The 16,289-nt window shown below is 67.6% G+C and carries 14 protein-coding genes; 6 read left to right on the plus strand and 8 right to left on the minus strand.

The window, feature by feature from the left end:
- The first annotated feature begins 124 nt into the window (after window positions 1-124).
- Window positions 125-847 carry a FadR/GntR family transcriptional regulator gene (locus tag BFF94_RS19460; RefSeq protein WP_128851418.1) on the plus strand — a complete coding sequence of 241 codons (723 nt, stop codon included), beginning with the start codon at window positions 125-127 and terminating at the stop codon, window positions 845-847.
- A gap of 30 nt (window positions 848-877) precedes the next feature.
- Here BFF94_RS19460 and cynR read toward each other — a convergent pair whose 3' ends face one another.
- The gene (gene cynR, locus BFF94_RS19465; RefSeq protein ID WP_219139683.1) at window positions 878-1,768 is read right to left on the minus strand and encodes a transcriptional regulator CynR; all 891 of its coding nucleotides are present in this window, start codon (window positions 1,766-1,768) and stop codon (window positions 878-880) included.
- Between the two features lie 306 nt (window positions 1,769-2,074).
- Here cynR and BFF94_RS19470 point away from each other — a divergent pair, with 306 nt between their 5' ends.
- Window positions 2,075-3,274 carry an MFS transporter gene (locus BFF94_RS19470; RefSeq protein ID WP_219139684.1) on the plus strand — a complete coding sequence of 400 codons (1,200 nt, stop codon included), beginning with the start codon at window positions 2,075-2,077 and terminating at the stop codon, window positions 3,272-3,274.
- 106 nt (window positions 3,275-3,380) lie between these two features.
- Here BFF94_RS19470 and BFF94_RS19475 read toward each other — a convergent pair whose 3' ends face one another.
- Both BFF94_RS19475 and BFF94_RS19480 read right to left on the minus strand, forming a co-directional pair.
- A complete protein-coding gene (locus tag BFF94_RS19475; RefSeq protein WP_219139685.1) occupies window positions 3,381-4,439 on the minus strand; it encodes an L-idonate 5-dehydrogenase in 1,059 nt (352 codons plus the stop codon).
- A 9-nt stretch (window positions 4,440-4,448) separates the two neighbouring features.
- Window positions 4,449-5,222, minus strand: coding sequence for an SDR family NAD(P)-dependent oxidoreductase (locus BFF94_RS19480; RefSeq protein WP_128851426.1), 774 nt, complete (start codon window positions 5,220-5,222; stop codon window positions 4,449-4,451).
- 151 nt (window positions 5,223-5,373) lie between these two features.
- Here BFF94_RS19480 and BFF94_RS19485 point away from each other — a divergent pair, with 151 nt between their 5' ends.
- Window positions 5,374-6,264 carry a LysR substrate-binding domain-containing protein gene (locus BFF94_RS19485; RefSeq protein ID WP_219139686.1) on the plus strand — a complete coding sequence of 297 codons (891 nt, stop codon included), beginning with the start codon at window positions 5,374-5,376 and terminating at the stop codon, window positions 6,262-6,264.
- 75 nt (window positions 6,265-6,339) lie between these two features.
- Here the strand turns inward: BFF94_RS19485 and gap are convergent, their stop codons facing one another.
- Window positions 6,340-7,350, minus strand: a complete 1,011-nt coding sequence (gap, locus tag BFF94_RS19490) for a type I glyceraldehyde-3-phosphate dehydrogenase (protein ID WP_128851429.1) — start codon at window positions 7,348-7,350, stop codon at window positions 6,340-6,342.
- Window positions 7,351-7,437: 87 nt separating this feature from the next.
- Complete coding sequence (gene tkt, locus BFF94_RS19495; protein ID WP_128851432.1) at window positions 7,438-9,465, minus strand: transketolase; 2,028 nt, start codon at window positions 9,463-9,465, stop codon at window positions 7,438-7,440.
- A gap of 262 nt (window positions 9,466-9,727) precedes the next feature.
- Here tkt and speE point away from each other — a divergent pair, with 262 nt between their 5' ends.
- The 3 genes from speE to BFF94_RS19510 all read left to right on the plus strand — a co-directional run bounded on the left by speE (window position 9,728) and on the right by BFF94_RS19510 (window position 12,112).
- Window positions 9,728-10,585, plus strand: a complete 858-nt coding sequence (gene speE / locus BFF94_RS19500) for a polyamine aminopropyltransferase (RefSeq protein ID WP_128851434.1) — start codon at window positions 9,728-9,730, stop codon at window positions 10,583-10,585.
- Window positions 10,586-10,910: 325 nt separating this feature from the next.
- On the plus strand, window positions 10,911-11,327 hold the full coding sequence (locus BFF94_RS19505) for a VOC family protein (protein WP_128851437.1): 417 nt from the start codon (window positions 10,911-10,913) through the stop codon (window positions 11,325-11,327).
- A 17-nt stretch (window positions 11,328-11,344) separates the two neighbouring features.
- Entirely contained in the window at window positions 11,345-12,112 is a 768-nt protein-coding gene (locus BFF94_RS19510; RefSeq protein WP_219139687.1) for a 16S rRNA (uracil(1498)-N(3))-methyltransferase, read from the plus strand.
- Window positions 12,113-12,472: 360 nt separating this feature from the next.
- Here the strand turns inward: BFF94_RS19510 and BFF94_RS19515 are convergent, their stop codons facing one another.
- The 3 genes from BFF94_RS19515 to BFF94_RS19525 all read right to left on the minus strand — a co-directional run bounded on the left by BFF94_RS19515 (window position 12,473) and on the right by BFF94_RS19525 (window position 16,205).
- Window positions 12,473-13,036, minus strand: a complete 564-nt coding sequence (locus tag BFF94_RS19515) for a barstar family protein (RefSeq protein ID WP_128851440.1) — start codon at window positions 13,034-13,036, stop codon at window positions 12,473-12,475.
- A 16-nt stretch (window positions 13,037-13,052) separates the two neighbouring features.
- On the minus strand, window positions 13,053-13,484 hold the full coding sequence (locus BFF94_RS19520) for a guanyl-specific ribonuclease (RefSeq protein ID WP_034182701.1): 432 nt from the start codon (window positions 13,482-13,484) through the stop codon (window positions 13,053-13,055).
- A gap of 378 nt (window positions 13,485-13,862) precedes the next feature.
- Window positions 13,863-16,205 carry an NADP-dependent malic enzyme gene (locus tag BFF94_RS19525; protein WP_281426159.1) on the minus strand — a complete coding sequence of 781 codons (2,343 nt, stop codon included), beginning with the start codon at window positions 16,203-16,205 and terminating at the stop codon, window positions 13,863-13,865.
- Window positions 16,206-16,289: the final 84 nt, after the last annotated feature.

Below are 16,289 nucleotides of genomic sequence, written 5' to 3' on the forward strand. Positions count from 1 at the left end.
TCACGTCAAGGACGGACAAAATAGGGATTTCCCGCCCCCACCCCACGCGCTTCCGACGCATCGAAGAGGGGCAGATCGTGGCTTTCCCGTAGGCCGGTCATACATTGCCCGCGTGCGGATTACAATGCCGGTCAGACCGGCCATCGTTCACATCATGAAAAATGTTCCGCATACCGTGACCGACGCCGCCATCGCGACGATCCGCGACCGGATCGAGGCAGGCGTGTATCCGGTCGGCAGCCTGCTGCCGGCCCAGCGCCAGCTCTCCGAGGAGCTGGAGATCAGCCGCGCGTCGCTGCGCGAGGCGCTGTCGACGCTCGAGGCGCTCGGGATGCTGCGCATCCGCGCGGGCAAGGGCGTGTACGTCGAAAGCGCGCAGGCAACGGCCGCGCACGCATGGCGGTTCGCCGAGCAGTCGTCGCCGCCCGACACGTACCAGATGCGCTACGCGCTCGAAGGGTTCGCCGCGCGGATGGCCGCGCACGTCGTCAGCGATGCCGACATCGCATGGTTCGAGGACAACCTCGCCGACCTGCATGTCGCGCTGACCGAAAGCGCGCTCGACGAGGCCGCACAGCTCGACTTCGATTTCCACATGCGGATCATCCATCTCGCCGGCAACGCGGCGATCGAATCGGTCCTGCGCAGCAGCGCGGACATCATGAAGGAAAGCCAGCGCATGCCGTTCTACCGGCGCGAACTGCTGCTGTCGACGTGGCACGAGCACCGCGCGATCCTCGACGCGCTGATCGCGCGCGATGCCGCCGCCGCGGGCACCGCGATCGAAACGCACATCTCGAACGCCGCGCAGCGCGCGGGCATCTTCTTCCCGACGCCGGGCGCTTGACGCGTCCGCGCCGCCGCCCGGTCGCCCCGGTCACGCTCCCGACGGATCGCGATACGCGAGCGCGCGCTCGATGAACGCGCGCGCCGCGACGCTGCGGTACGCGCCTCTGCGCGTCAGCAGCGCGGCCGTGCGGGTCGGCAGCGGCGGATCGATCTCCAGCGCGCACAGACCGGCGCTCTCGCGCGCGATCGCGTCGGGCAGCACCGTCGCGAGCCGGCCGCACCGCACGAGCTCCAGCACCGCGCTGATCGTATTCGTCTCGATCGCGATCTTCGGCTGCGCGCCGTGCTCGATGAAATACCGGTCGATGCTCTCGCGCGTCGCGAACGCGCGGCTCAACAACACCAGCGGCTCGCCGCCGAGCTCGGCCGGCGTCAGTGCGCGGCGCCGCCGCGCGAGACGGTGCGTGCGGCCCGTCACGAGCGCGAGCGGTTCGTCCCACAGCGGCAGCGCCTCGATGTCCGGCGCGCGCGGCGGCACGAACGCGAAGCCCGCGTCGAGCCGGTCGTCGGCGAGCAGCGCCTCGATGCGCTCCTGCGGCATCGCGTCGATCGTCAGCGCGATGTTCGGATAATCGGCATGGAATGCGTCGATCAGCGAGCCGCTCAGGTAGGCCGCGAAGGTCGGCATCATCGCGAGCCGCAGCGACCCGCTGCCCAGATCGGCGACGTCGTGCAGCGCGCGCTGCCCCGTATCGAGTTCGTGCAGCGCGGCGCGCGCGTGGCGCGCATAGACCTCGCCGAATTCGGTGAGCTGCACCGTGCGGCCCGAGCGGTCGAACAACTGCACGCCGAGCGTTTCCTCGAGTTGGCGGACCTGCTGCGACAGCGTCGGTTGCGACACGTGCAGCGCGTCGGCCGCGCGCGTGAAACTGCGCTGCTCGGCAACGGCCAGGAAATAGCGGATATGGCGGAGTAGCATCGCGGCCAACGTATTGGTTTTTCCAATGAATACCATAACGATCCAGTCTTGGACGCTATGATTCGATTCCCGCATCATACGCACACCCGTTCCGATGACCCGCGCCTGGCTGCACCGGAACGGCACGCCCGGGCTCGCCCTGCCCCCGCCCGCCGCACGACGATCCGCCGCCCGATCCGGGTCCGGCCGCGATCCGCCCGGCGCGCACCGGTTCACCGCCGATCCGTTGACGCCGGCCCCGATTTCCGTCACCCCGCGCAGCCGACGGCCCCATGCCGCCGGCCGGCGCCGCTGTTTTTCGCGACCATGGAACCGCATCACGATACCCATCCTCCCCTGACCCGCGGCATGACGCTGCTGTTCGCCTGCGCGTGCGGCATCGTCATCGGCAACATCTATTACGCGCAGCCGCTGCTCGCCGCGATCGCGCGCAGCTTCGGGCGCGCGCCGACCGAGCTCGGCTATCTCGTCACGCTGACGCAGCTCGGCTACGCGGCGAGCCTGCTGCTGATCGTCCCGCTCGGCGACGCGGTCAACCGCCACACGCTGATCGTGCGGCTGCTGATGCTCAACGTCGTCGCGCTGGTCGCGGTCACGTTCAGCACGAACTTCACGATGTTCGTCGTCGCGAACGTCGCGGTCGGCTTCGTCACGTGCTCGACGCAACTGCTCGTGCCGTTCGCGGCGTCGCTCGCCGACGCGCGCTCGCGCGGCCGCGCGGTCGGCACCGTGATGAGCGGGCTGCTGCTCGGCATCCTGCTCGCGCGCGTCGCGGCCGGGGCAATCGCCGACGGGTTCGGCTGGCGTGCGGTGTACGGCATCGCCGCGGTGATGGTGCTCGCGCTGACCGTCGTGCTCGCCGTGAAGCTGCCGAAGGATCGCCGCGACGGGCGCCTCGACTATGCGGCGCTGATGAAGTCGCTCGTCGCGCTGGTGTGCGCGCAACCGCTGATCGCGCTGCGCTCCACCTACGGCGCGCTCGTGTTCGCATGCTTCAGCCTGCTGTGGACAGGCCTCACGTTCCTGTTGAGCCAGCCGCCGTACAGCTATTCCGAAGGGCAGATCGGCCTGTTCGGGATCGTCGGCGCGGTGGGCGCGCTCGCGGCGACGTCGGCCGGCCGGCTGGTCGACCGCGGCCACGGCAATGCGGCGACGGGGCTGTTCGCGGCGGCCGTGCTCGCATCGTTCGCGCTGATCGCGACCGGCGCACACTCGCTCGCGGCGCTGATCGCGGGCATCCTGCTGCTCGACGTCGGCGTGCAGGGCATGCACATCTCGAACCAGAGCGTGATCTATGCGCTGGCGGGCAACGCGCGCAGCCGCGTGACGACGATCTACCTGACGAGCTACTTCATCGGCGGCGCGCTCGGGTCGTTCGCGGCGAGCGTCGCCTACGGCATCGACGGCTGGCGCGGCGTATGCGTCGCGGGCGCAGCGCTCGCGGGCGTGCTGATCGCGCTGTGGCTCGCGTCGCAGCGCGTCGGCGTGCGGCAGGCCACGCAGTAATGCGGTAATCCGTTTCCGCGTCACGATGAAACAAGGCACGCCGCGCGAATCGCGGGCGTGCCTTGTTTCGATGACGCCGGCGCCGTCGTGCGCCGGCGCCGGACCATCACGCGGCCTCGTCCGCGAAATCGATCAGCACCTTCATCGCGCGCTGCCGGTCGCCGGCGAGTTCGAACGCCAGGTTCGCGTCGCGCATCGGGAACACGCGCGTCACGGCCGGCCGCAGGTCGACGCGCCCCGCGTTGATCAGTTGCACCGCGAGCGCGAATTCCGCATGGAAGCGGAACGACCCGCAGATCGACAACTCCTTCGCGACCACGACGTTCTGCGGCAGGCTGACATCGCCGCCGAGCCCGAGCTGCACGACGACACCGCGCGGCCGCATCACGTCCAGCCCATCGCGCAGCGCGCGCGCATTGCCCGAACACTCGATCATCACGTCGAACGTGCCCTTGTCGGCGCCGTAGCGCGCGACCCATCCGGCATCGGCCGCCGCATTGATCGTATGGTCGGCGCCGAGCGCGCGGGCCACTTCCAGCGGCGCCTCGACGACGTCGGTCGCAACGATCTCCGCCGCGCCGTGCACGCGCGCCGCCGCGACTGCCAGCACGCCGATCGGCCCGCAACCCGACACGAGCACGCGCTTGCCGATCAGCGGGCCCGCACGCGACACCGCATGCAGCCCGACCGCGAACGGCTCGGCGAGCGCCGCGAGCGACAGCGGCACGTGATCGGCAACCTTCACGCACTGCATCGCGTCGCACACGAGCGCGTTGCGGAACGCGCCCTGCACGTGCGGCATCCGCATCGCGCTGCCGTAGAAGCGCATGTCGAGACACTGGTTCGGCAAGCCTTCGAGGCAGTAGCGGCACGCGCCGCACGGCCGGCTCGGATTGACCGCGACGCGGTCGCCGACCTTCACCGACGTCACGTCCGGCGCGACCGCCGCGACCGTGCCGGCGACCTCGTGGCCGAGCACCATCGGCTGCTGCAGCCGGATCGCACCGAAGCCACCATGCCGGAAGTAATGGAGATCGGAGCCGCAGATGCCGCCCATCGCGACATCGACGCGCACCTGGCCCGGGCCGATCTCGCCCGCGTCCTGCTCTTCGACCCGCAGGTCGTTCGGCCCGTGGATCACGACACACATGCAACGCATACGCATGACTTTCTCCTAGACCGCGCTGGTCAGCCCGCCGTCGACGAACAGCGTCTGGCCGTTCACGAAATCGGACGCGGCCGAAGCGAGGAAGATCGCCGCGCCGCACAGCTCGTCGACGCGCCCCCAGCGGCCGGCCGGCGTGCGCTTGCACAGCCAGTCCGAGAACGCCGCGTCGTCGACCAGTGCGCGGTTGAGCTCGGTTTCGAAATAGCCGGGCGCGAGGCCGTTCGCCTGGATGCCGTGGCGCGCCCAGTCGGCACACATCCCTTTCGTCAGCATCCGCACCGCGCCCTTCGTCGCCGCATACGGCGCGATCGTCGGCCGCGCGAGCTCGCTCTGCACCGAGCAGATGTTGATGATCTTCCCGTGGCCGCGCGCGATCATGTGACGCGCGACGGCCTGCGCGACGTTGAACACGCCGTCGAGATTCACGCGCATCAGCGCGTGCCAGTCGTCGGGTTCGAATGCGTCGAGCGGCGCGCGGCGCTGGATGCCCGCGTTGTTCACGAGGATGTCGATCGCACCGACGCGCGCCTCGAAATCGTCGATCGCCGCGCGCACCTGCGCGTGCTCGGCGACGTCGAATACGGCGTAGTCGGCGGTGAAACCTTCCTCGCGCAGGTGCCGCACGAGCGTCGCGGCCTTCTCCTCATTGCGATCGTTGATGACGATCGCCGCCCCCGCTTCGGCCAGCCCGCGGGCGAGCGTCAGCCCGATCCCGCGTCCGGAACCGGTAATCAGTGCGCGGCGGCCGTCGAGGCGGAACCGGTCAAGCGCGTTCGTCATGCATGTCTCCTCGTGCCAGTCGAGCCGGCTGCCCGTCGCGGCCGGTCTCGCGTTGACGGTATCTTCGGCTTCCGGCCGGGCACCGCGCCAATGGTCTTTTGTGATCCGGTTATCATGAAATCTGATTACCGTCCTCTGCTGCCCGCCGCCCATGGAACTCAAGCAATTGCGCGCCTTCGTCACGCTCGCGGAAGAGCTGCATTTCGGGCGCGCCGCGCAGCGCCTGTTCATCGTACAGCCCGCGCTGAGCATGCAGATCAAGGCGCTCGAGGAAGAACTCGGCGCGCGGCTGTTCGAGCGCGACCGGCACAAGGTCGAGCTGAGCGACACGGGGCGCGTATTCCTGCCCGAGGCGCGGGCGACGCTGCAGCAGGCCGCGCGCGCGGAACAGATGGCGCGGCTGTCGAGCCGCGGCGAGATCGGCACGCTGCGGATCGCGTTCGTGTCGTCGGTGCTGCCTGCGCTGCTGCCGGCCGTGCTGCGCACGATGCGCGAGCGCTATCCGCTGATCGCGCTCGAATTGAAGGACCTGCCGACGCCCGACCAGATCGCCGCGCTGCGCGACCGGCGGATCGACTTCGGGATGATCCGGCTGCCGGCCGCGTATGCGGGCATCGACACGCGCGTGGTGCTCGAGGAAGGTTTCGTCGTCGCGCTGCCGCTCGACCATCCGCTGGCCGCCCACGACGCGATCTCACCGGCCGCGCTGCGCGGCCAGCCTACCTTCGTGCTCGCGCGCCGCTACGCGCCCGGCTTTCACGACGACATGCTGCTCGCGCTGAGCCGCGCGGGCACGACGCTCGAGATCGCACAGGAGTTCGGGGAATTCACGACGATGCTGGCGCTCGTCGCGGCCGGCATGGGAATCGGGCTGATTCCGGCGGAGGCCGCCAGCGCGCTGCCGCCGAACGTGCTCGCGCGGCCGCTCGATCTCGGCGGGCACCGCGCCGGCATCGGCCTCGCATGGACCGACCTCGACAGCCCGCTGAAGCGCGCATTCGTCGCCGCGCTCGAACACGTGACGGCAGCGTCGGGACAATAAAAAACCCGGCCGGAAAACCGGGCCGGGCTCGTTCGCCGCGCAGGCCGCCTTGCAGCGGCCGCGCAACGTGCGGGATTACTTCGCGTTCGCGAACGCGACAGCCGTATCCAGCATGCGGTTCGAGAAACCCCACTCGTTGTCGTACCAGCTCGACACCTTGACGAGGCGGCCCGACACCTTGGTCAGCGTCGCGTCGAACGTCGACGAAGCCGGGTTGTGGTTGAAGTCGATCGACACCAGCGGTGCATCGTTATAGCCGAGGATGCCCTTCAGCGCGCCTTCCGATGCTTCCTTCATGATCGCGTTGACTTCCTCGACCGTCGTGTCGCGCTTGGCGATGAACGACAGGTCGACGACCGACACGTTGATCGTCGGGACACGGATCGCGTAACCGTCGAGCTTGCCGTTCAGTTCCGGCAGCACGAGGCCGACGGCCGAAGCCGCGCCCGTCTTCGTCGGGATCTGGCTGTGCGTGGCCGAACGCGCGCGGCGCAGGTCTTCGTGGTACACGTCCGTCAGCACCTGGTCGTTCGTGTACGCGTGGATCGTCGTCATCAGGCCGTTTTCGAGACCGATCTTGTCGTTCAGCGGCTTGACGAGCGGCGCGAGGCAGTTCGTCGTGCACGATGCGTTCGAGATGACCGTGTGCTCGGCCTTCAGCACGTTGTGGTTCACGCCGTAGACGATCGTCGCGTCGACGTCCTTGCCGCCCGGCGCCGAGATGATCACCTTCTTCGCACCACCCTTCAGGTGCGCGCTCGCCTTTTCCTTGGTCGTGAAGAAGCCCGTGCATTCCATCACGACATCGACGCCCAGCTCGCCCCACGGCAGTTCGGCCGGGTTGCGGTTGGCCAGCACGCGGATCTTGTCGCCGTTCACGACGAGGTAGTCGCCGTCGACCGACACTTCGCCCGGGAACTTGCCGTGCGCGGTGTCGTACTGGGTCAGGTGCGCGTTGGTCTTCGCATCGCCCAGGTCGTTGATCGCGACGATCTCGAGATCGTGCTTCTTGCCGTTTTCATAGAACGCGCGCAGCGTGTTGCGGCCGATGCGGCCGTAGCCGTTGATTGCGACGCGAATCGTCATGGTTTATCTCCTGATGGCTGAAAAAATTCGTTTCGTGCAGCTTCACGGTGCGACGCGCGCGAGGGGTGGCGCGCGTCGCGAATGCTTTTAGGCCAGCACGGCCTTCGCGGTCTCGACGACGTGCTCGACGGTAAAGCCGAAGTACTTGAACAGCACGCCGGCCGGCGCCGATTCGCCGAACGTGTCGATCCCGACGACGCCGCCATCGAGGCCGACGTACTTGTGCCAGAAGCTCGTCACGCCCGCTTCGATCGCGACGCGGCGCACGCCGTGCGGCAGCACGCGTTCGCGGTATTCGGCGTCCTGGCGGTCGAACACGTTGGTCGACGGCATCGACACGACGCGTGCCGCGATGCCTTGCTGCGCGAGCGGCGCGACCGCCTTCATCGCGAGTTCGACTTCGGAGCCCGTCGCGATCAGGATGATCTTGCGCGCGACGATTTCCTCATCCCAGTCCTTCAGCACGTAGCCGCCCTTCGCGACGTTGGCGATCTGTGCGTCGGTGCGCGGGTTGAACGCGAGGTTCTGGCGGCTGAAGATCAGGCTCGACGGACGATCCGCGGCAATCGCGTGGGTCCATGCGACGGCCGTCTCGACCGTGTCGGCCGGGCGCCACACGTCGTGGTTCGGGATCAGGCGCAGGCTCGACACGTGCTCGATCGACTGGTGCGTCGGGCCGTCTTCGCCGAGGCCGATCGAATCGTGCGTGAACACGAAGATCGACGGCACCTTCATCAGCGCGGCCACGCGCAGCGCATTGCGGCTGTAGTCGGAGAACGTCAGGAACGTGCCGCCGAACGGCTTGTGGCCGCCGTGCAGCGCGAGGCCGTTGATCGCGGCGCTCATGCCGAATTCGCGCACGCCGTAGTTGATGTGGTTGCCCAGCTGGACGCCCGGGCCTTCCGGATTCGCGCGGACGGCCTTCGACGCCTTCCAGTTGGTCAGGTTCGAGCCGGTCAGGTCGGCCGAGCCGCCAAGCAGCTCGGGCAGCGCGGCGGCCAGCCCTTCGATCGCCTGCTGCGACGCCTTACGGGTCGCGACCGTCTCGGCGCGCTCGTTCGCGCCGGCGATGATCGCCGCAGCCTTCTCGGCCCAGTCGGCCGGCAGCTGGTTGGCCATCCGGCGCTCGAATTCAGCGGCTTGCTCCGGGAACTTCGCGCGATATTGCGCGAACGTCGCGTCCCACTCGGACTCGGCGCGCTTGCCGGCTTCCTTCCCGTCCCATGCCGCATAGACTTCCTGCGGAATCACGAACGGCTCCCACTTCCAGCCGAGCGCTTCGCGCGTCTTCGCGATTTCTTCCGCGCCGAGCGCCGCGCCGTGCACGTCGTGGCCGCCGGCCTTGGTCGCCGCACCCTTGCCGATCACCGTCTTGCAGCAAATCAGCGTCGGCTTGTCCGACAGCTTCGCCTTCGCGATCGCCGCGTCGACCGCGTCGACGTCGTGGCCGTTCACGTTCGGAATCACGTTCCAGCCGTATGCTTCGAAGCGCTTCGGCGTGTCGTCGTGGAACCAGTTCACGACGTCGCCGTCGATCGAGATGCCGTTGTCGTCGTACAGCGCGATCAGCTTGTTCAGCTTCAGCGTGCCGGCGAGCGAGCAGGCTTCGTGCGAGATGCCTTCCATCAGGCAGCCGTCGCCGAGGAACACGTACGTGTGGTGATCGACGATCTTCGCGCCGTCATGGTTGAACTCGTCGGCCATCAGCGCTTCGCCGAGCGCCATGCCGACCGCGTTCGCCAGACCCTGGCCGAGCGGGCCGGTGGTCGTCTCGACGCCCGGCGTGATCCCGTATTCCGGGTGGCCCGGCGTCTTCGAGTGCAGTTGGCGGAAGTTCTTCAGCTCTTCGATCGGCAGGTCGTAGCCGGTCAGGTGCAGCAGCGAGTACAGCAGCATCGAGCCATGGCCGTTCGACAGCACGAAGCGGTCGCGGTCTGCCCAGTGCGGGTTCGTCGGGTTGTGCTTCAGATGACGCGACCAGAGCGCAACGCCGATTTCGGCCATGCCCATCGGCATGCCGGGGTGGCCGGAGTTTGCTTGCTGGACGGCGTCCATCGCGAGCGCACGGATCGCGTTGGCCATCAGGGTGGTGGAGGCGGGAGACGAAGTCGTCATGTCGAGTCCGGAGAACGAGTCGAGGAAACGGGGAGCACGGCGGCATCCGGAAGCTCGAGCGTCAATCGTTCCCGGCGCGCGGTGCGGCGCCTGACGGACGCGAAGCGGACGGAGCCTACGGACGGGGCTGCAAAGCTCGTCATTTTAACAGATGGGCTGACATTTCCCTTGTCGGCGCGCGGTGTTCCGGCACGGTTTTCCGCCAAACCGCCCGCCTCCTATAATTCAGGCGTCGGAACTGCCTGCCCCTAGGGGCCCGCCCGTGAGCACCACACTTCTCTTTCACCCTACGCCCGACGCCACTTACGGCTTCCCGAATGCGCGGCGGCTCGCGCGCGTCGCGTCCCCGCACCAGCAGATCGAAGTCTGGGAAACCCCGCAGCTCGGCCGCCTGTTTACGCTGGACGGCCGGCCGATGACGTCGGTCGGCGACGAGTACGTCTATCACGAGTGCATGACGCACCCGGCCGCGCTCGCGCATCCGTCGCCGCGCAAGGCGCTCGTGCTGGGCGGCGGCGACGGCGGCGCAGCCCGCCAGTTGCTCAAGCACGCGTGCATCGAGCGGATCGTCGTCGCGGAACTCGACGACGAGGTGGTCGGGATGGCGCGCCGCTATCTCGACGACGTGCACCAGGGCGCGCTCGACGACCCGCGCGTCGACGTCGTGATCGGCGACGCCGCGCATTTCGTCGAGTCGACCGTCGAGCATTTCGATCTCGTCGTGTTCGATCTCACGCCGCCCGATTCGCCGGCGGCCGGCCTCTATACGCGCGCGTTCTACGCACGGCTCAAGCGGATCCTCACGCCGTGCGGCGCGATCTCGATGCACCTCGGCTCGCCGCTGTTCCACGCATCGCGCATCGCCGCGCTGCTCGACGACCTGCGCGCGAGCTTCGCGGTCGTCGATCCGCTGTCCGCGCACGTGCCGCTGTACGGCTCGCAGTGGCTGATGGCGATCGCGAGCGACACGCTCGATGCGGCCGCGCTGTTCGCGCACGACATCGACGAACGGCTCGCCGACCGGCACGTGCAGGGCTTGCGCTACTACGACGCGCGGCTGCATGCGTCCCTCTTTGCCCTGCCGCACGCGCTGCGCGATACACTGGGCGTTCGCCGCTGAGCGCCCGGGAGGCCGCATCGCTCCGTGTTCCATCGTGTTCCATCGCGGCTTCGCAGGATTCGTCATGCGCAGCACAGGGCCGGAATGGCCCGAACGCAGCGCCGCCACGCTGAACGAACGTCGAAGCATCGGATCAGAGCAGGCGCTGCAGCGCCAACACTGTTCGACCGCGAAGCATGGGACCAGAGCAGGCGCTGAAGCGCCAACACTGTTCGACCGCGAAGCATGGGATCAGAGTAGGCGCTGAAGCGCCAACACTGTTCGACCGCGAAGCATGGGACCAGAGTAGGCGCTGAAGCGCCAACACTGTTCGACAGGAGATTTTATGACCGATCCACGTCCGGCCAACGTGCCTTGGTTGACGCCCTACCTGGCCGTACGCAACGCGCGCGCGGCCATCGATTTCTTCAAGGCCGCATTCGGCTTCGAGCTGCGCGACATGCACGACGAGGACGGCGCGATCATGCACGTCGAGATGGCCTACCGCGGCCAGCTGATCGTGATGTTCGCGCCCGAGGGCGCGTTCGGCTCGACCGCGCTCACGCCGAAAAGCGCGAACGCCATCGCGCCGCAATCGTTCTATCTGTATGTCGACGATGTCGACGCCACCTGGCAGCGCGCGCTCGACGCGGGCGCGAAATCACTGAGCGCGCCGCAGGACCAGTTCTGGGGCGACCGGTTCGCACAGATCGAGGATCTCGACGGCTACCGGTGGGCGCTCGCGCGCCGCCTCGACACATGAGCACAACCGCCACACGCATGACCGAAACCACCACCACCGCGGCCGTGCCGCGCTTCTTCATCGACGCGGCGCTGCGCGCCGACGCCACGTTCGCACTGCCGGCCGACGTCGCGCGCCACGTACAGGTGCTGCGCCTGCAGCCCGGCGATGTGCTCGCGCTGTTCGACGGCACGGGCGGCCAGTACCGCGCACGGCTCGTCGAGATCGACAAGCGCAGCGCGATCGCGCAGATCGATACGTTCGAGCCGGCCGAGGCCGAGCCGCCTTACCGCGTGACGCTCGCGCAAGGCATCGCCGGCGGCGACAAGATGGATTGGGTGATCGAGAAGGCCGTCGAGCTCGGCGTCGCGGCGGTCGTGCCGCTGTCGACCGCGCGCGGCGTCGTGAAGCTGTCCGGCGAACGCGCGGACAAGCGCGTCGCGCACTGGCGCGGCGTCGTGCGCGCGTCGTGCGAACAGTGCGGGCGCAATCGCGTGCCCGACGTCGCGCAGGTAGCCGGCTTCAACGCGTGGCTCGAGGCGCTGCCGGCCGCGCCGGCCGACGGCGAACTGCGGCTGCTGCTGTCGCCGCGCGCGAGCATCCCGTTCGCGTCGTTGCCGGACGCGCCGCCCGCGGCCACCGTCACGCTGCTGATCGGACCCGAAGGCGGGCTGTCGCCCGACGAGGAAAACGCGGCGCGCGCACGCGGGTTCACCGCGCTGTCGCTTGGCCCCCGCGTGCTGCGCACCGAGACGGCAGGCGCGGCCGTGCTCGCGGCGCTGGCGGCACGCTGGGGCGGGTGGTGACGAGACGGGCGTGCCGCCCGCGCAACGCGGCACGGACTGCCCGGCCCGCGCGGCAATCGGCCGCGACGTGATGCGCGGCCGGCGTCACCGCAGGCATGCGGCGCGTTTCAACGCAGCGGCTCATCGCGACTTGTCGCTCGACGAACCGTGCGGCATCGAATCGGACAACGTGTCGAGGGCCGGCGTCAGCACGTCTTGCGGGCTGCCGGTCATCCAGCCGCCGTCATTCAAGCTGAGGTGCCAGATAAAAGGCCCGTGTCGGCGAGCGGCGTGCAGCGCCGGCCTTTACGTATCGCGCGGACGCAAAAAAGCCCGCTCGAAGCGGGCTTTTCGACGGATCAGCCGCTGGCCGATGCGCGCTTACGCGAACGAGTAGAACACGCGGAACGCGACCTTGCGCTCGGCCCAGAATTCGGCCGCCTCGCGGAACACGTCGAGCAGCGTCTCGCGCCCTTCCTTGTCGAATTTCTGCGCGATCGGCAACCCTTCGAGGACGATCACGAAACCGGGCTGCGCGCCGGCCTTCGCGACGAGGTCGGTCAGGCAGTCGTACAACGCGTCGTAGTTCTTCCCGAAATGCTTCGGGAACAGGAACGACGTCGCGATCGTTTCCATCACTTCCTGCTTCGACTGCGCGGCGCCGCAATACGCGTACAGAAAGTGCTGGCCGAGCCGGCTGGCTTCGTCGGCGAGATCCTGCACGCGGAACGCGCGGATCGACTGCACGAGATTGGGTCGCACGGTCGTGAAAAGGCTCATAGGCTCCTCGTTCGATGAAAGCCCGGGCTCGGCTTCCTGTTGCTCCGGCGTGCCGCCAGCCTGTGCCGCCGCGTGCAGTTGAATCACGCGCTGAAACAGATTGCCGTCGCCGGCCGCGAACAGTTCCGCCGCCGCCGTATCGTGCGCGTAGATGGAGTCGCTCATGCCATTCGTCCCGAAGTCATTCAACAATACGTTTAAAACTGTTGTAGTGGTCGCCCGTGTAATAACAGTTGTCGATCCGGCGCAATGGCCCGCCACAGACGATCCGGCGCGCACCGCGATTGCGGGCACGCGGCGTCGGCACCGTGTACTCATGGTAGTAGCCGCGCTTCGCCTTTGGCAGGATCCGCTCGCGGTTGCCAAACACGACGCCGTCTTTCTCGTACGGATAGGGGCCGCCGGCGCCGATCAGGCCCAGCGTGGTCACAGCCTCGCGCGGAAGACGGGCGGTCGGAATCGTATCGAGCCCGCTCGCCGCCACGTCGGCCGAAACGGCCTCCCGTGCGTAAGCGGCGGAAACCAGACTGCCCGTCGGCGTGCCGACGATACCCATCGCGAACATCGCGAAGACGGACGCGAGCGCGCCGTTGCGGAGCCACTTGCGTGCCATGAACCAGGGTTCCCGCTGTTAAATCAAGTAGTTGACGACCAACAAAGGCGTTAGCGTAGCGTTATTGTCCGCGCGAATCAATGTCCGTTTGGGAATCGAAAGTCTCCCGATACCCGGAATCGCGTATTTCTTACCGAATTTACACTACATTTATCCTACATGAGATAAAATGCAGGCCGCATCTCTCGAATGGCAAGACCCTGCCTCCTTGCCACGCTCGCTACCCGGAGTGGAGAGATGCTGCTGTTGCTTTGAGGGAAGCGCGTTTGCGCCCTGCCCGGCGGCGTGCCCATTGCGGGCACGCCTCTTTTTGCTTTTGTTTACAATTTCGCCCGACGCGCCACGCCGGTTCGACCGGCCTGGCGCGTTCGTTTTTGCTCAGCGCGCGGCGTTCACGTCGGCAACCAGCAGCGCTGCCATGTTGACGATGCGGCGAACGGTCGCTGACTCGGTCAGCACATGCACCGGCTGGGCGGCGCCCAGCAGGATCGGCCCGATCGCGATATTGTTGCCCGCGGCCGTCTTCAGCAGGTTGTACGCGATGTTCGCGGCGTCGATGTTCGGCAGGATCAGCAGGTTCGCATCGCCTTCCAGCGTCGATTCCGGCAGGATTTCCTTGCGCAGCGCCGCGTCGAGCGCGACGTCGCCGTGCATCTCGCCATCGACCTGCAGCTCCGGCGCGCATTCCTGCAGGATTGCGAGCGTATCGCGCATCTTCTTCGCCGAAGGGGCGTTGCTCGTGCCGAAATTCGAGTGCGACAGCAGCGCGACCTTCGGCTCGATGCCGAAGCGGCGCACCTCTTCCGCCGCCATGATCGTGATCTCGGCCAGTTGCTCCGGGGTCGGATCGACGTTCACGTGCGTATCGACGAGGAAAATCTGGCGGCCCGGCAGCACGAGGCCGTTCATCGCCGCGTACACGCTGCAGCCCGCGCGCTTGCCGATCACCTGGTCGATGAAGTGCAGGTGACGGTGCGTGGTGCTGATCGTGCCGCAGATCATCCCGTCCGCCTCGCCCTTCTTCACCAGCATCGAGCCGATCAGCGTCGTGCGGCGGCGCATCTCGACGCGCGCGAGCTGCTCGCTGATGCCCTTGCGCGCCATGAGCTTGTGGTACGTCTGCCAGAAGTCGCGGTAGCGCTCGTCGTGCTCGGTGTTGACGACCGTGAAGTCGGTGCCCGGCGTCAGGCGCAGGCCGTAGCGCTGGATACGGTGCTCGATCACCGACGGGCGGCCGATCAGGATCGGCTTCGCGAGTTTTTCGTCGACGATGATCTGAACGGCGCGCAACACGCGCTCTTCTTCGCCTTCCGCGAACACGACGCGCTTCTTCTCTTCCGGCGCGGCGCGCGCGATCTGGAAGATCGGCTTCATCGTCGTGCCGCTGTGATACACGAACTGCTGGAGGTGAACGCGATACGCGTCCATGTCCTCGATCGGGCGCGTCGCGACGCCGCCGTCCATCGCGGCCTGCGCGACGGCCGGCGCGATCTTCACGATCAGGCGCGGATCGAACGGCTTCGGAATCAGATAGTCGGGCCCGAACGACAGGTCCTGGATGCCGTACGCGGTCGCGACGATGTCGCTCTGCTCGTGCTGCGCGAGCTCGGCGATCGCGTTGACGGCCGCGATCTCCATTTCACGCGTGATCGTCGTCGCGCCGACGTCGAGCGCGCCGCGGAAGATGAACGGGAAGCACAGGACGTTGTTGACCTGGTTCGGGTAATCCGTACGGCCCGTGGCCAGCACGGCGTCCGGACGCACTTCGAGCGCGAGCTCCGGCAGGATCTCCGGCGTCGGGTTCGCGAGCGCCAGGATCAGCGGGCGCTCGGCCATGCCCTTCACCATGTCCTGCTTCAGCACGCCCGCGGCCGACAGACCGAGGAAGATGTCCGCGCCGTCGATCACTTCGGCCAGCGTCCGCGCTTCGGTTTCGCGGGCGAAACGCTCCTTGTCCGGATCCATCAGCTCGGCACGGCCCTTGTAGACCACGCCGGCCAGATCGGTCACCGTGATGTTCTCGAGCGGCAGGCCGATGTCGACGAGCAGGTCGAGACACGCCAGCGCGGCCGCGCCCGCGCCGGACGCGACGAGCTTCACCTTCTTGATGTCCTTGTTCACGACCTTCAGGCCGTTCGTGACGGCCGCGGCCACGACAATCGCGGTGCCGTGCTGGTCGTCGTGGAACACCGGAATCTTCATCCGCTTGCGCGCCTCGCGCTCGACGATGAAGCAGTCCGGCGCCTTGATGTCTTCCAGGTTGATCCCGCCGAAGGTCGGCTCCAGCGCGGCGATCACGTCGACGAGCTTGTGCGGGTCCGACTCGTTCAGCTCGATGTCGAACACGTCGATGCCCGCAAACTTCTTGAACAGCACGGCCTTGCCTTCCATCACCGGCTTCGACGCGAGCGGGCCGATGTTGCCGAGACCGAGCACCGCCGTACCGTTCGTGACGACGCCGACCAGATTGCTGCGCGCGGTGAAACGCGCCGCGTTGAGCGGATTCTCGACGATCTCCTCGCACGCGTACGCCACGCCCGGCGAGTATGCGAGCGCGAGGTCGCGCTGGTTGATCATCTGCTTGGTCGGGGCGATCGCGATTTTCCCGGGGGTCGGGAATTCGTGATAGTCGAGCGCGGCTTCGCGGAGCTTGGCTTTGGAGGAGGCTTGGGTGGACATGTGTCTCGTGGCGGGCGGATTAGAATGACTGTTCGACGGCATTGTAGCGCCAATCACCGGCCGCCAGACCGGCGATTCGGGTGCAACAGCCGCGACAAAAATGCGCCGAACGGTGCAGGAACGTCG

Source organism: Burkholderia catarinensis, assembly GCF_001883705.2.
Taxonomy (GTDB): domain Bacteria; phylum Pseudomonadota; class Gammaproteobacteria; order Burkholderiales; family Burkholderiaceae; genus Burkholderia; species Burkholderia catarinensis.

What these genes read in the sequence shown, in the direction of transcription:
- BFF94_RS19460 (WP_128851418.1), top strand. Translation starts at nt 125, where the DNA reads ATGCCGGTCAGACCGGCCATCGTTCACATCATGAAAAATGTTCCGCAT.
- cynR (WP_219139683.1), bottom strand. Translation starts at nt 1,768, where the DNA reads ATGCTACTCCGCCATATCCGCTATTTCCTGGCCGTTGCCGAGCAGCGC.
- BFF94_RS19470 (WP_219139684.1), top strand. Translation starts at nt 2,075, where the DNA reads ATGGAACCGCATCACGATACCCATCCTCCCCTGACCCGCGGCATGACG.
- BFF94_RS19475 (WP_219139685.1), bottom strand. Translation starts at nt 4,439, where the DNA reads ATGCGTATGCGTTGCATGTGTGTCGTGATCCACGGGCCGAACGACCTG.
- BFF94_RS19480 (WP_128851426.1), bottom strand. Translation starts at nt 5,222, where the DNA reads ATGACGAACGCGCTTGACCGGTTCCGCCTCGACGGCCGCCGCGCACTG.
- BFF94_RS19485 (WP_219139686.1), top strand. Translation starts at nt 5,374, where the DNA reads ATGGAACTCAAGCAATTGCGCGCCTTCGTCACGCTCGCGGAAGAGCTG.
- gap (WP_128851429.1), bottom strand. Translation starts at nt 7,350, where the DNA reads ATGACGATTCGCGTCGCAATCAACGGCTACGGCCGCATCGGCCGCAAC.
- tkt (WP_128851432.1), bottom strand. Translation starts at nt 9,465, where the DNA reads ATGACGACTTCGTCTCCCGCCTCCACCACCCTGATGGCCAACGCGATC.
- BFF94_RS19505 (WP_128851437.1), top strand. Translation starts at nt 10,911, where the DNA reads ATGACCGATCCACGTCCGGCCAACGTGCCTTGGTTGACGCCCTACCTG.
- BFF94_RS19510 (WP_219139687.1), top strand. Translation starts at nt 11,345, where the DNA reads ATGACCGAAACCACCACCACCGCGGCCGTGCCGCGCTTCTTCATCGAC.
- BFF94_RS19515 (WP_128851440.1), bottom strand. Translation starts at nt 13,036, where the DNA reads ATGAGCGACTCCATCTACGCGCACGATACGGCGGCGGCGGAACTGTTC.
- BFF94_RS19520 (WP_034182701.1), bottom strand. Translation starts at nt 13,484, where the DNA reads ATGGCACGCAAGTGGCTCCGCAACGGCGCGCTCGCGTCCGTCTTCGCG.
- BFF94_RS19525 (WP_281426159.1), bottom strand. Translation starts at nt 16,205, where the DNA reads ATGCCGTCGAACAGTCATTCTAATCCGCCCGCCACGAGACACATGTCC.